General features: G+C 71.7%; 11 protein-coding genes. 2 read left to right on the top strand and 9 right to left on the bottom strand.

Annotation, left to right across the window (positions count from 1 at the left end):
* From CP970_RS34935 to CP970_RS34920, 4 genes are all read right to left on the bottom strand, one after another.
* The gene (locus CP970_RS34935) at positions 1 to 1,431 is read right to left on the bottom strand and encodes a hypothetical protein (RefSeq protein ID WP_224058884.1); all 1,431 of its coding nucleotides are present in this window, start codon (positions 1,429 to 1,431) and stop codon (positions 1 to 3) included.
* Positions 1,418 to 4,303, bottom strand: a complete 2,886-nt coding sequence (locus CP970_RS34930) for a peroxidase family protein (protein ID WP_055551286.1) — start codon at positions 4,301 to 4,303, stop codon at positions 1,418 to 1,420. Before CP970_RS34930 ends, CP970_RS34935 begins: the two co-directional genes overlap by 14 nt.
* Before the next feature lie 367 nt (positions 4,304 to 4,670).
* On the bottom strand, positions 4,671 to 5,090 hold the full coding sequence (locus CP970_RS34925) for a YchJ family protein (protein ID WP_055551294.1): 420 nt from the start codon (positions 5,088 to 5,090) through the stop codon (positions 4,671 to 4,673).
* Positions 5,091 to 5,152: 62 nt separating this feature from the next.
* Positions 5,153 to 5,854, bottom strand: a complete 702-nt coding sequence (locus CP970_RS34920) for a FadR/GntR family transcriptional regulator (RefSeq protein WP_055551284.1) — start codon at positions 5,852 to 5,854, stop codon at positions 5,153 to 5,155.
* A gap of 183 nt (positions 5,855 to 6,037) precedes the next feature.
* On the opposite strand from CP970_RS34920, the gene CP970_RS34915 reads away from it, so the two are divergent.
* Positions 6,038 to 6,550 carry a gluconokinase gene (locus tag CP970_RS34915; RefSeq protein ID WP_055551282.1) on the top strand — a complete coding sequence of 171 codons (513 nt, stop codon included), beginning with the start codon at positions 6,038 to 6,040 and terminating at the stop codon, positions 6,548 to 6,550.
* A 114-nt stretch (positions 6,551 to 6,664) separates the two neighbouring features.
* Positions 6,665 to 8,062, top strand: coding sequence for a GntP family permease (locus tag CP970_RS34910; protein ID WP_055551280.1), 1,398 nt, complete (start codon positions 6,665 to 6,667; stop codon positions 8,060 to 8,062).
* Between the two features lie 373 nt (positions 8,063 to 8,435).
* Here the strand turns inward: CP970_RS34910 and CP970_RS34905 are convergent, their stop codons facing one another.
* The 5 genes from CP970_RS34905 to CP970_RS34885 form a co-directional block, all read right to left on the bottom strand.
* On the bottom strand, positions 8,436 to 9,050 hold the full coding sequence (locus CP970_RS34905) for a cytochrome b/b6 domain-containing protein (protein ID WP_055551278.1): 615 nt from the start codon (positions 9,048 to 9,050) through the stop codon (positions 8,436 to 8,438).
* Positions 9,034 to 9,699 (bottom strand): molybdopterin-dependent oxidoreductase, encoded by a 666-nt coding sequence (locus CP970_RS34900; RefSeq protein WP_079043757.1) that lies wholly within the window; start codon positions 9,697 to 9,699, stop codon positions 9,034 to 9,036. The genes CP970_RS34905 and CP970_RS34900 overlap by 17 nt, the downstream gene beginning before the upstream one ends.
* Before the next feature lie 141 nt (positions 9,700 to 9,840).
* Positions 9,841 to 11,406 (bottom strand): APC family permease, encoded by a 1,566-nt coding sequence (locus CP970_RS34895; protein ID WP_150494385.1) that lies wholly within the window; start codon positions 11,404 to 11,406, stop codon positions 9,841 to 9,843.
* A gap of 99 nt (positions 11,407 to 11,505) precedes the next feature.
* Entirely contained in the window at positions 11,506 to 12,471 is a 966-nt protein-coding gene (locus CP970_RS34890; protein WP_191094988.1) for a hypothetical protein, read from the bottom strand.
* 218 nt (positions 12,472 to 12,689) lie between these two features.
* Complete coding sequence (locus tag CP970_RS34885; protein WP_055556949.1) at positions 12,690 to 14,345, bottom strand: FAD-binding dehydrogenase; 1,656 nt, start codon at positions 14,343 to 14,345, stop codon at positions 12,690 to 12,692.
* Positions 14,346 to 14,453: the final 108 nt, after the last annotated feature.

Raw genomic sequence — 14,453 nt, 5'->3', positions numbered from 1 at the left:
TCAGCCGTCCCAGAGGTCCTCGTGCCGACGGTGCGCATCGGTCAGCCCGTGCCTGAAGAACCTCTCGTAGTACTCGCTCTCCACGTGGTGGACCTGGAGCCACACGCCGGGCACGTGGATCGCGTCCGTATGCGCGGGGAAGCGGCGGTGCGTGTCGTGGATGTACGCGCAGATGTCCCGCGCGCACTCGACGACCCGTTCCTCGTACGCGCTGGCCTCCGCCAGATAGCGCTGCCCGTACTCCTCCTTGTAGATGTGCGCGAACACGTCCTTGTCGCCGTAGACGCCGCCGGGCCCGAACTTGTCGCGGATCACCGCGTCGACCGCCTCGCGCATCGTGCGGTGGGCGGGCGGGCAGGCGGCCGCGATCAGCGTCTCGCCCTCGGGGGACGTCAGGCCCACCGGATGCGCGCGCAGCGTCGCGTACGTGGGGAGCGGGACGTGCCAGCGCCACAGGTCGGGCAGGCGCCAGCGCGGGGTGACGAAGGAGAAGCCGAGCATGCGGCCGTAGGCGCGGGAGAACTTCGGGTCGCCCAGGGCGATTTGAGGGTTGACGGAGGCGTGGATCCAGGCGCCGAGCCCCATCGCCTCCGCGGTCAGCATCAGGTTCTGCAGGAGCAGGTCCGCCTCGATCTGGGTGCGCAGCGGGCCGAGCGCGCCGAGCGGCAGCTTCAGGTCGCCGTTGAGGAAGCCGTTGCGGACCCACTTCCGCACGCCCGCGGGGCGGTAGAAGTTGCGGTCGTCGACGAGCGTGGGGCGGGCCTTGTCGGGCTGGGTGAGCAGGTACATCAGGGCGTTGATGTACTGGTGGGAGAGGTCCACGACGGGGAACAGGAGCGTCGTTCCCGGCAGGTTGGACAGGAAGCGGTTGGAGTCGAGGTAGGCCGGGAAGTCGCGCAGCCCTTCGGCGACGTCGAGACGGTGGTCAAGGACGCGGACCTTGGCGAGCCGCGCCCGCTCGACCAGGCGCCGCGCGTCCAGGGGCTCGGAGGGGGCCGGGGGCAGCCTGCGCAGGAAGTACGTGCCCGAGTCGTTGATCAGGAAGAAGTGCGTGGCCTGCGCGTTGTCCGGGCTGCCCGCGGTGCGGCCCGCCATGGTCATGTTCGGCTTCGCCATGATGGGCGTGCCGTCGCGCGGGTCGTCGAAGGGACGGTCCGGCATCGTCAGACCGGTGCACCCGGTCAGCGCGATCAGGACCGCCTCCTCCAGCTCGGACAGGGGGCGCGGCTCGTGCGGGGAGCGGTAGCTCATCGAGCCCGCGGGGACGTCGGCGCCGCGGCTCACCCGGTGCGTGCGGCGGCGCCAGAGCGTCTCCAGGAGCGGCCTGGCGAACAGGTCCGCGAGACCGGGGTGACCGGGGCGGCCCGCATCGCCGTCACCGTCACCACCACCGCCACCGGAGACTCCCCGGTGTCCTTCACCCTCCGGCATGTCCGCCGCCGCTGACCGGCGGCACCTGACGCCAGGGCGCGAACGCGCTGGCGCCGCGCGGCAGCAGGCCCGCGAGTTCCGGGGCGTGCCGCAGGAGCACCGACTTCATGCCGCCCTTCTGCACCCAGTCCATGCCGAGCGGGGTGTAGATCTCGGGGCGGAAGTCGACGGTCAGGAAGCGGTCGCTCTGCAGCCGCCGGGTGGCCATCAGGATGAAGATGCGGAAGGCCGTGTCGCTGAAGCCGAAGCCGTGCGGCGGGTTCTCGGCGAACAGCCCTACGACGGTGTCGATCTCGTCGACCGAGCGGTAGACGTCCTTGAGGCGCGCGACGGTCTCGGGGTCCTCGCTGAGGTCCTCGAAGCGCCGGATGCGCTCCTTGTGCAGGCCCGCGCGGAAGTCGTTGTAGCGGGGCACGCCGCGCCTGCGGGTGCGCACCAGGTCGACCACGGAGAGGTCGATGATCTCGCCGTCGCGCTCGAACCGCTGGAGCGCGCGCGGGAAGTTGTGCAGCGTGATCGCGCCGGGGTGGGCGATGCCGAGGGAGTACAGCGTGTCGGCGAGGCCCGTCTTGCGGATGGCCGCCTCGGCGGCGCGGCCCTGGACGTCGTTGAAGGTGAGCGTCTCCAGGCGCTGCCCGAAGCGGTGTTCGCGCATCTCGTAGTCGTCGGGGATCAGCGGGTGCATCCGGTAGACGGTGACGAAGTCCTCGGTGAGGGAGTACGGCACGCCGTGGTGGTCGGGCAGCGTCTTGGGGATGCCCGTCAGCGAATGGGCCTCAAGGAGCCACAGGCCCAGCTTGTTGAGCCAACTCTGCGGCGGCCCGTCCCAGTTGGTGTGCAGACCGAGGTCGATCGCCTCGGTGGCGAGGATCGCGGGCGTCCACTCCACGGTGTGGATCTTGGCGATGAGGGCGGAGACGACCAGGCGTGCCGTGTGGTACCGGCTCTCGGCGCTCATCGAGGGATAGGCCTGGCGCAGCGCGTCGCAGACCGCGTTGTGCTCGCGGGCGAAGAGCGTGTGCATGGCGCTCAGGCCCAGCCACCAGCTCTCCGCGAAGCCGGTCAGCGGGATGCCGTTCTGGCCGATGGGCAGATGGCCCTCTTCGAGGCGGAGCTTGTCGCCGCCGTCGGGTTCTCGCAGGTACGCCGCGGTCTGCTCGCTCTCGCCGTACACCTCCGACCCGTCCCACCAGTGCGAGGCGGCGTTGGCGAAGAGGAGCGGCGGCTGGTCGCCGGGCAGCTCGATGCCCTCGTTCTCGGCGAAGCGCATCACGTGCTCGGCGGGTCCGCCCGGGGTGTTGTGCCAGGTGCTGCCGGGCGGCAGCGGCACCTCGACGGCCTTGCCGCCGGGCTTGTGACGCGGGTGGTTGACCCAGTCGTGGACCTGGAACTGGATCCATGCGGCGGCCAGCACGTTCAGCGAGGTGGCGGGCAGGAAGGTGTCGCGGTACAGGAGTTGGCGGCTGACGGTGACCGGGTTCGGGGTGTCGAAGAGGTCGGGCCGGTACTCCGGTTTCAGGTTGCGCCCGAAGGGCGCGCCGACGGCGCCCATCCGGGGTGCGGAGAGGTCGTTGTACGTCCCGTCGTAGGACCGCGCCGTGCGCAGCCTCTCGTCGATGGGCGCGGGCACGGGGCCCGCCTTCGGGGGCGCCTCGTGCAGATCGGTGTCGATGAGGTTGAAGCGGCGCAGCACCTTGCGCAGGAAGACGAGGTTGAGCAGGCTCGCCGCCAACGGCAGCTTGTGCCAGGGCACCGCGCGGTTCAGGAGGCGGAACGCGGCGCCGACGGGCGCGCCGAGCACCTTGTTGCGCAGCGGCTCCTCGGTGACGAAGCGCAGTCCGTGCCGGTAGGCGGAGCTCGCCTCGTAGGCGGCCTTGCGGGCCCTGTTGAGGTTGCCGAGCGGACGGAAGTCGTCGGTGGTGTACCAGGGGTTGAAGCCCGTCACCTCGACGCGGCCGCCCGCCGCGCGGGCCTCGGCGGTGTCGAGGTCCTGGCTCGGCACGGTGAGCGTGGCCACCGGCAGCGCGGGTGCGACGGACTCCAGCCACTCCACGGAGCCGTCCTCGACGGGGGTGCGCCCGGCGTCGACGTACCGCTGGACGCAGAGCTCGAAGGCGACGTCCTGGCGGGCGAGCCGGGTCTCCAACTCGCGCCGCAGGTACTGCGGATCGCGGCTCCTGGAGCCGGGCTTGGCGGTGGTGGCGCTGCCCGTGGGGCGCAGCAGGTAGCGGACCGGGCCCGCCTCGCCCCACAGGATGGCGCCGCGGCTCCAGTACGTCTCGCCTGCCAGGCTTTCGACGGTGTGCCGGGCGGCGGCCCGCACGTTGCGGCGCATGCGGGTGGCGGTGGAGAGGCCGACGGCGAGCGGGAGTTTGACCAGCAGCCCGAAGGCCTTGCGCAGCGGGGTCGTGGCGCCCGCCATCGCCTTGGCGAAGGCGACGAACTCGCGGGCGTCGCGGGCGTGCGACACCGGGTGGTTGGTGGCGAGCAGGTCGTGGCTCTCCTCGGTGGACACCGTGACGCGCACGGCGACGCCGCGCAGGTCGGGTGCTCCGTCGGCCTGCCGGATGCCGCTGGCGTTGGAGAGCCGCACGGTCGCCGGGTACTCGGCGCCGGGCTGTGCGAAGCCCTGCCGCAGGGCGTCGGGCAGTTCGTCGTGGAAGCGCAGCCTGGCGTTCTCCACGCCGAGCGCTGCCTTCTCGTGGAAGGCGCGTCCGGGGACGGCGGCTCCCGCGCCGCGCCGGTTCTTCTCCTGAACCTTCATCAGTTCCTGTGCCAGGCGCTCGAACAGCCGGCGTTCCGCTTCAGGACTGCCGCCCTGGTAGCGCTCGTAGCTCTGCTGGCTCTGCTGGTGCTGTCCGGTGTCGGCCATCGGGCGCCTCTTTCTTCGCGCGGCGTACGGGACTGCGTGCGCGGGACCGCGGCCGCTTGTGCGTGTGCGGTACCGCGAAAGGGACAGGGAGCAGGCAGACGCTACTGGCGGTACCGGTCGGCCGCAGCGACGGTTCCCGCCTATGTGCACGGCCGCTCAGCAGCCTCGAACAGGCGGGCGGGCCAGGGCATTTGGGCCCGTCGGCGGCTTCGCGGGCCACGCGCGGACCCACCCCGCGCGCCGCGGACACACCCCGTGTGAACCTCCGCTTGCCAGCAGTCCCACGCGCACGGGTACGCCGGTGGCCGGGTCGCGTCGGGTCTCGGACACGCGTCCGCTTCCGATTCGGCGCGCGGTGGCCCTCGGCTCAGTCGACGAACGTGCCGTCGACGTACACCCAGGCCCCGTCGACGCGTTCGAACGTGCTGTGCTCGTGCAGGGCGTACGCACGGCCGCCCTCGGTGTACCGGGCCAGGAAGGTGACCGTGCCCCTCGGGTGGAACGCCGTGCCCTCGGTGGTGTCCTCGATGTCCAGGCCCGTCCAGCGCGTCCCGGGGTCGAACTCCACGCGCGGCGGCCGGGTCCTGGGGTGCCAGGTGCGCAGGAGGTAGCCCTCGTCGCGGACCGCGAAGGCGCTGTAGCGCGAGCGCATCAGCTCCTCGGGGGTGGCCGCCGCGGCCTCGCCCCGGTGCAGCCTGCCGCAGCACTTCTCGTACGGCACGGGGTGACCGCAGGGGCAGTTCACGGGGCGTGCGGTACGGGCGGGGCGGGCGGCGCGTCGGGACATGGTGTCCATTGTCGCCGATCGCACGGGTGTCCCTGCCGCCGACCGCCCGGGGCTCCCCTGCGTCAGGGCGCGAGGATGTCCAGCTCCTGGAGGGCGCCCTCGGCGATCTCCCGCGTCAGGGCCTCGGCGCGGGCCGCGTCACCCTCCCGTACCGCCTCGGCGACCCGGACGTGCAGGGTGACGGCGGGCGGGTCGGGGTCCTCGAACATCACCTGGTGCGCGGTACGTCCCGTCAGGACCTCGGCGACGACGTCGCCGAGCCGCGCGAACATCTCGTTGCCCGAGGCGTTCAGGATCACCCGGTGGAAGGCCACGTCGTGCTTCAGATAGCCCTCCAGCTGGTGCCCGCGCGAGTGGGCGACCATGCCGAGCGCGCACGCGGTGAGCTCGGCGCACTGCTCGGCGGTGGCGTACCGGGCCGCCAGTCCCGCGGCGACGGGCTCGATCGCGGACCGCAGCACCGTGAGCGAGCGCAGCTGGCGCGGCCGGTCGGCGCCCGCAAGACGCCACCGGATGACCTGCGGGTCGTAGACGTTCCACTCCTCGGTGGGCAGTACGGTCACGCCCACGCGGCGGCGCGACGCGACCAGGTGCATGGACTCCAGGACCCGGACCGCCTCGCGCATCACGGAGCGGGACACCTCCAGGCGCTGGGCCAGCTCGTCGGTGCGCAGCACGCTGCCGGGCGGGTACTCGCCCGCGGTGATGGCGGGCCCGAGGCTTTCCAGTACGCGGGAGTGCAGCCCTCGGGCCTGTGCGGTCATGACGGAAGCCTACGAGGAGAGGCGCGGGAACAATAAGTCAGACTTTTATGTCACAGGGGCTTGAATTCGTCAGACCTAATAGGTTTCAGTGGCGTGAACGCGTGGACCGGGGCCACTCCCCCCTTCGGTCCCGGTCCGCGCGGCCGATGTCGATGAAGACATGAAGACAGCGAGGCACCAACGATGAGCACCCCCCACGTCGTCGTAGTCATGGGCGTGGCAGGAACCGGCAAGACCACGATCGGCCCCCTGCTCGCGGACCGGCTCGGCGTTCCCTACGCCGAAGGCGACGACTTCCACCCGGCGGAGAACATCCAGAAGATGTCCTCCGGCACACCGCTCACCGACGACGACAGGTGGCCGTGGCTCGACGCCATCGGCGCCTGGGCGCACGGCAGGGCAGGACGCGGCGGGGTGGTCAGCAGCTCGGCGCTCAGGCGCTCCTATCGCGACCGGCTGCGCGCTGCCGCTCCCGGGGTCGTCTTCGTCCACCTGACCGGTGACAGGGTCCTCATCGAGGAGCGGATGTCGCACCGGCAGGGGCATTTCATGCCGACCGCGCTTCTCGACTCGCAGTTCGCCACGCTTCAGCCTCTCGGGGCGGATGAGGCGGGTGTCGACGTCGATGTCTCGGGTGGGCCCGAGGAGATCGCCGATCGGGCTTTCTCGGCGCTTCACGGCCTCGAACTCCGCTAGCTGTTCCACTCTGCGGGCCGCATTGGGCTGGTCGCGCCCGCGCGGCGGAGCCGCACATGTCACAGCCCCGCGCCCCTGAGGGGCGCTCCCGTACCCACGCACAAGGAAAGAACCGTGACCCATCTCAGCGTCGAGATGCTGGCAGCGGACCCCGTCGAGCCGATCACCTCGGCGGGCCATGCCCAGCTGGGGATCGCCGTCCTCGCGGGCATCGCCGTCATCGTCCTGCTCATCACCAAGTTCAAGCTGCACGCCTTCCTCGCGCTGACCATCGGGTCGCTCGCGCTCGGCGCCTTCGCGGGCGCGCCGCTGGACAAGGCGATCGCCAGTTTCACCACCGGCCTCGGCTCGACCGTCGCGGGCGTCGGCGTCCTCATCGCCCTCGGCGCCATCCTCGGCAAGCTGCTCGCCGACTCCGGCGGCGCCGACCAGATCGTCGACACGATCCTGGCCAGGGCGGGCGGGCGCGCGATGCCCTGGGCGATGGTGCTCATCGCCTCGGTGATCGGTCTGCCGCTCTTCTTCGAGGTCGGCATCGTGCTGCTGATCCCGGTCGTCCTCATGGTCGCCAAGCGCGGCAACTACTCGCTGATGCGCATCGGCATCCCGGCGCTCGCCGGTCTGTCCGTGATGCACGGGCTCATCCCGCCGCACCCGGGTCCGCTCGTGGCGATCGACGCGGTCGACGCCAACCTCGGCGTCACGCTCGCGCTCGGCGTCCTCGTCGCCATCCCGACGGTGATCATCGCGGGCCCGCTGTTCGCGAAGGTCGCGGCCCGCTGGGTGGACGTCCCCGCCCCCGAGAAGATGATCCCGCAGCGTCCCTCGGAGGACCTGGACAAGCGCCCCGGCTTCGGCGCGACCGTCGCCACGGTGCTGCTGCCCGTCGTCCTGATGCTGGCCAAGGCGCTGGTGGACATCGTGGTGGACGACCCCGAGACCACCGTGCAGCGGGTCTTCGACGTCATCGGTTCGCCGCTGATCGCGCTGCTCGCGGCGGTGATCGTCGGGATGTTCACGCTGGGCCGCGCGGCGGGCTTCACCAAGGACCGGCTCTCGACGACGGTCGAGAAGTCGCTCGCCCCGATCGCGGGCGTGCTGATGATCGTGGGCGCGGGCGGCGGCTTCAAGACGACGCTCATCGACATCGGTGTGGGCCAGATGATCCTGGACTTCTCCAAGGACTGGTCGATCCCCGCGCTGCTGCTCGCCTGGCTGATCGCGGTGGCGATCCGGCTGGCGACGGGTTCGGCGACGGTCGCGACGATTTCGGCGGCGGGGCTCGTCGCTCCGCTCGCGGCGGACATGTCGACGTCGCACACGGCGCTGCTCGTCCTGGCCATCGGTGCGGGTTCGCTTTTCTTCTCGCATGTCAATGACGCGGGGTTCTGGCTGGTCAAGGAGTACTTCGGCCTGGACGTCGGCCAGACGATCAAGACGTGGTCGGTGATGGAGACGATCATCTCTGTGGTGGCGGGTGGGTTGGTGCTGCTGCTGTCCTTGGTCATCTAGCGCGCCGTCTCCTCGGGGCTCCGCCCCGGACCCCGCTCCTCAAACGCCGGAGGGGCTGAATTTTCGCCCCCCCCCGGCCTGAAATGCTCCGCCCCTCAAGGGCTGAATTGCTCTCACCAGGGCTGAGGCTTCCACGGCCGGGCTGCGATGCGCAGCCCGGCCGCGAACGTCTCAGCCCTGTTGGGGGGGGAATTCAGCCTGGCTGGGGGAATTCAGCCCGGCCGGGGGAATTTCAGCCCGTCCGGCGTTTGAGGACGAGCTCGGCGCAGCCGGCGATCAAAGCCGACGACGGCGGGGGCCAAAACATTGAGCCTGTCCGGCGCTTGAGGACGAGCTCGGCGCAGCCGGCGATGGACACCGGCCCCATGCCACCTCACCGCCGCCAGAGCGAATGCTCCCGCTCCGCCCACCCCGGGTCCACGGACCCGGTCCGCATTCCCCGCCGCGCCTCGGGATCCCCGAGCGCCATCCCCACGTGCCCCGCGAGCACCACGCCGATGGCCAGCGCCAGCCAGTCGTGCACGAACGTGCTCCCCGTGCGCCACACCAGGGGTGCGAGGTGCGTGAACCACATGAGGAGCCCCGTGCCGAGCATCACGAGGACCGCTCCGGCCAGCCACCCGGCGAACAGCTTCTGGCCCGCGTTGAACTTGCCCGCGCCGGGCCGCGGCCGCCGTCGGAGCACGGACCGCAGCCACGCGCCGTCGTGCGGGCCGAAGCGGTTGAGCAGGCGCAGGTCGCCGCGGAAGGCGCGGGATGCCAGGCCCGCGAGGAACGGGGCGGGGAGCAGCAGCCCGGACCACTCGTGGACGGTGACCACCAGGGCGCGGCGGCCCACGAGTTCGGCGAGCTGGGGGACGTAGAGGCAGGCGGCGCTCGCCACGCACACCCCCATCAGCACGGCCGTGAGGCGATGCACCGAACGTTGGGCACGGCTGAACCGCCGTACCCGTACCGGCGCCCCGGCCACCTCAGACAGTCGGCTCATCGTCGCGTCCGTTCGACCGGCCGACCCACGCGTCCACGTCGTAGCCGCGCCGCTCCCAGTAGCCGGGCACGACCTCGTCGGTCAGCGTGATGCCGGAGAGCCACTTGGCCGACTTGTAGAAGTACATCGGGGCGGCGTAGAGGCGGACGGGACCGCCGTGGGTGTGGTTGAGCGGCGCGTCCTGCATGCGCAGGGCGACGAGGACGTCCTTCCGGCGGGCCTGTTCGAGGGTGAGGCTCTCGCTGTACGTCCCGTCGAAGCAGGTGAACCGTACGGCGCGGGCCGCCGGGCGCACCCCGGCGGCGTCCAGGAGCCGGGCGAGCCGTACCCCCTCGAACGGCGTCCTCGGCACCCGCCAGCCCGTCACGCACTGCACGTCGCGGACGAGACGCGTCTGGGGGAAGGCGCGCAGCGCGGACAGGGTGTGGGTGACGGGCCGCTCGACGAGTCCGTCGATCTTCAGGCGGTACGACGACGGGCTCCGGTGCGGCACGGAGGCGGCGACCGAGTAGTAGCGGAACCCGCCGCCGTTGGGCAGGAGTTGGGTCAGGCCCGTGGGGTCCTTGTCGGCGGCGGCGCCGAGGAAGGACTCCAGGCCGCGCTGGAGCGGGGGCGCGGCGGCCACCCCGAGGGCGCCGAGGCCGAGCATGCCGAGGACGATGCGGCGGCCGACGGGGGTTCCGCCGCCGTCGTCCGCTCCGGTCTGTCGCGTCTGTCGCGTGGTCACTCTTCGATTCGAGCACTCGCGGCCCCCGCGGGCCAGGGGCCGCGGGCCGCCGTCAGCGTTCCGTCACATCTCCGCGGAGCCGGACGCCTTCTCCAGCTGGAACGCCTCGTTGCCGAGCCCGATGCGGGCGTGCGCCGCGGGGTTCCTGGCGCGCAGGACGGCGCCGTAGACCACGCCGATCACGGCGGCCAGGAAGATGACGCCGGGCAGCACCCAGCTGAGCGCCGAGTCCTTGCCCGCGCCGACCAGGACGTCGAAGTCCTTGACGGTGTACCCGGCGATGACGAGCAGGCCGACCGTGGCGAGCGCGGACGCGGTGATCCGCCAGACCTGGGCGCGGGCCGCTCCCCTGCGGACGAAGAAGACGATGACGGCGATCGACGCGGTGGCCATCAGGAGGATCACGCCGAGCGCGCCGATGTTGCCGCCCCAGGTGAACAGGTGCAGGACGGGCGCGGTCGGGTCGCCCGCGGGGCCGTCGTCGGCGACGGCGAAGCCGATGACGACCACGACGGAGACGACGGTCTGGAGCAGCGATCCGGTGCCAGGCGCGCCGGTCGAGGTGTTGGTGCGGCCGAACGCGGCGGGCAGCAGCCGCTCGCGGCCCATCGCGAAGGCGTAGCGCGCGACGACGTTGTGGAAGCTGAGGATCGCCGCGAACATGCCGGTCACGAAGAGCACGTGGAGTACGTCGGTGAAGGTGCCGCCGAGCCGGGACTCGGTGAGGTTGAACAGCAGCCCCGCGCTCTGTTCCTGGGCGGCGGGGACGATGCCGGAGGGGCCCGCTGCGACCGTGAGAGCCCAGGAGCTGAAGGCGAAGAAGACCGCGACGAAGCCCACCGCGAAGAACATCACCCGGGCGACGACGACCTGCGGACGGCTGGTCTCCTCGGCGTACACGGGCGCCTGCTCGAAGCCGGTGAAGGCCGCGATGCAGAAGCAGAGCGAGGTGGCCACGCCCGCGCCGCTGAGGGTGTCCGGGTTGAACGCGTGCAGGGACAGTCCCTCCTTGGCCGGGTCCGCGACGGCCGCGATGTCGAAGATGACGACGAGCGCCACCTCGACGAGCAGCAGCACGCCGAGCACGCGCGCGTTCAGGTCGATCTTCAGCCAGGCGAGGACCGCGACGACGGCGACGGCGACGAGCGCCGGGATCCACCAGGCGACTTCGACGTCGAAGTACGTCTGGAGCAGCCCGGACACCTCGAAGCCGAGCATGCCGTACAGGCCCGCCTGCAGCGCGCTGTAGGCGACGAGCGCGACGAGCGCGGCACCGGCGCCCGCGGTGCCGCCGAGGCCCCGGGATATGTACGCGTAGAAGGCGCCCGCGTTGTGGACGTGGCGGCTCATCTCCGCGTAGCCGAAGCTGAAGAGGGCGAGGACGACGCCGAGGATGAGGAAGAGCAGGGGCTGCCCGACGACCCCCATCACGCCGTATGTAGTGGGCATGACACCGGCGACGACCATCAGGGGCCCGGTCGCGGCGAGCACGGAGAGCAGCAGCCCCGCCGTGCCGAGCCGCCCGGCCCGCAGCGCGGTCTCCTGGCCCTTGTACGTGCTGATGCCGGTGTCGCCCATCGGATCACCGAGGGTGCTGCTGCCGCTCGTGCGCGAACTGCCCGTCGCCATGGCGCGGTTGTCCTTTCGGGGGAACTGATGCGGGGTGTGGGGGTGTGGGAGAACTGGTGCGGGGTGCGGGGTACGGGGTACTGATCGGCGGGCGCATGCTCAGGTCGATCCGAGCGCCGCGGCCCGGGCGGCGCCGAACGCCTCGTAGGGATCCCGGTCCGGGTACGACCAGGGGGCCGGGGTCGCGTGCCTGCCGATGCGGTGGAAGAGCGCGGCCGCCTCGGCCGCCCTGCCTTCGCAGGACTTGGCGTGGGCGAGGAAGTTGAGGTCGATGCAGGCGCGCGGATGCGCGGGGGCGGCGCCGGGCCTCTCCCACTCCAGCCACCAGTCGAAGGCGGCCTTCATCACGCCGCGGGCGCGGCGGCCCGTCCAGTGCCCGGAGGCGGCCGGATCGACGGATTCCAGGCCCGCGACGGCGAGCACCCGGTAGCGCTCGGCGTGCGCGACGACCGGCAGGACCGCCAACGGCGAGGCGGCGGGTGCCTGTTCGACCGCCCAGGAAGCGAAGTCGTAGACCTCGTGCATCGGGTCCTGCCCGGCGTCGGGGCGCCGCTCGGCGAGCCTGGCCACCATGAGGTGGTGGGCGTGGTGGTGCTCGGGGTGCCGGTGGCGGACCTCGTCGAAGAGGCGTACGACGTCCTCCTCGCGGCCGAGGGACCGTTCGAGCAGGAGCAGCGCGAGCCACGGCGTCGGGTCGGCGGGCTGCCGCGCGGCCGCCTCGCGGCAGCGGGCGCGCACCTTGTCCGAACGCGCCTTGCCGCGCAGCGCCTTGTGCACGGCGGCGAAGGCGAGCAGCACCTCGGCGTCGTAGCTCTCGGGCTCGGCGAGCCGCCAGTCGCGCGCCCAGGCCTCGGTGGTGGGTTCCTGCGCGAGAACGTCGAAGCGGTGGCCCCTGCGGTCCCAGTCGTTCCCGGTGGCGGCGAGCAGGGCACGGGCCTCGGTCCAGCGGCCCTGGGTCAACGCGGTGCGTGCGACGACGAGTTCGGCGTCGTCGAGTGCGGCGTCGAAGGCGTGCGCCGTCCGCTTCTTGCGGGAACGGCCCAGTGGGGGTGGGGGTGGTGACACCGCGGGACGTCCTCCCCGGCGCGGCTGCGTTCGGATGATCACGCACAGCAAAGCGGTACGCGGCACTCCGCGTCAAGACCCGCCCGTACGCTGGCCCTTCACCAACTCATCTCAGAATCTGCCGACTTCGCTCCCCACCTGGGGTAACCCCCGGTCCCCCGATGTATGCGCTTCACTTCTGGCTTTACCGGCTTTACTTCTGGCTCTGCTTCCGCGGCCTACCGCACCGCGGCCGCCGCCGCGCGCCCCGCCGCACGGCCCGAGAAGAGGCAGCCGCCGAGGAAGGTGCCCTCCAGGGAGCGGTACCCGTGCACGCCCCCGCCGCCGAACCCGGCGGCCTCGCCCGCCGCGTAGACACCCTCCAGCGGCTTGCCACCCTCGGTCAGGACCCGCGAGGACAGGTCGGTCTCCAGGCCGCCTAGCGTCTTGCGCGTGAGGATGTTGAGGCGCACGGCGATCAGCGGTCCCGCCTTGGGGTCCAGGATCCGGTGCGGGGCCGCGGCCCTGATGAGCCGGTCGCCGAGGAACTTGCGGGCCCCGCGGATGGCTGTGACCTGGAGGTCCTTGGTGAACGGGTTGGCGATCTCGCGGTCGCGCGCGGCCAGGGTGCGGCGCAGCGCGGCCTCGTCGATCAGCGGTTCCTTGGTGAGCGCGTTCATGCCGCGCACGAGGGCGCCCAGGTCCTTCTCGACGACGAAGTCGGCGCCGTGGTCCATGAACGCCTTGACGGGTCCGGGCACTTCGGCCCGCGCCCGGTCGATGACCCCGCGCACCGACTTGCCGGTCAGGTCCGGGTTCTGCTCGGACCCGCTGAGCGTGAACTCCTTGCCGATGATGCGCTGGTTGAGCACGAACCACGTGTAGTCGTACCCCGTGCCCATGATGTGTTCGAGCGTGCCGAGGGTGTCGAAGCCGGGGAAGAGCGGCACGGGAAGGCGGTGGCCGCGCGCGTCCAGCCAGAGCGAGGAGGGTCCTGGCAGGATGCGGATGCCGTGCTTGTCCCAGATGGGGTGCCAGTTCTCGATGCCCTCGGTGTAGTGCCACATGCGGTCGCGGTTGATCAGGCGCGCGCCCGCGTCCTCGGCGATGCCGAGCATCCTGCCGTCCACGTGCGCGGGCACCCCGGAGATCATCTTCTCGGGCGGGCTGCCGAGCCGCGTCGGCCAGTTGGCGCGTACGAGATCGTGGTTGCCGCCGATGCCGCCGGAGGTGACGATCACCGCCTGCGCCCGGAACTCGAAGGATCCCGTCACCTCACGGCTGCTGGCCTTGCCGCGCTCCACGGACGAGTCCTCCAGGACCTCGCCGGTGACCGTGTCGACGGCGCCCGCGCTGCGCCCCAGGCCGCTGACGCGGTGCCGGAACTTCAGCTGGACCAGGCCCCGCGACACGCCTTCGCGCACCCGGCGGACGAACGGCGCGAGCAGGCCGGGGCCCGTCCCCCAGGTGATGTGGAAGCGCGGCACCGAGTTCCCGTGCCCCTGCGCGTCGTAGCCGCCGCGTTCGGCCCAGCCGACGACCGGGAAGAACCGCACGCCCTGCCCGTGCAGCCAGGACCGCTTCTCACCGGCCGCGAAGTCGACGTACGCCTCGGCCCACTTGCGCGGCCAGTGGTCCTCCGGACGGTCGAATCCGGCGGTCCCCAGCCAGTCCTGCATGGCCAGCGCGTGCGAGTCCTTGATCCGCAGGCGGCGCTGCTCCGGCGAGTCGACGAAGAAGAGCCCGCCGAAGGACCAGTGCGCCTGGCCGCCGAGCGACTGCTCGGGTTCCTGGTCGACGAGGATGACCCGGCGGCCCGCGTCGACGAGCTCCGCGGTCGCCGCGAGCCCGGCGAGCCCCGCCCCGATCACGATCACATCTGCGTCGTACGCCATAGGGGTCGTCCTCCTCGACAAGGTCCCGCGAAGTTACTGATGGGTCAGATCCTGGGCAGCGCGGCGGTGGACGTCAACCGACAGACGGCGGAAGTTCGTCAAGCGGGC

The organism is Streptomyces kanamyceticus, from assembly GCF_008704495.1.
GTDB classification, from domain to species: domain Bacteria; phylum Actinomycetota; class Actinomycetes; order Streptomycetales; family Streptomycetaceae; genus Streptomyces; species Streptomyces kanamyceticus.
Note: the sequence above shows the minus strand (reverse complement) of the source record. Positions and strands in the feature narration are given on the sequence as shown.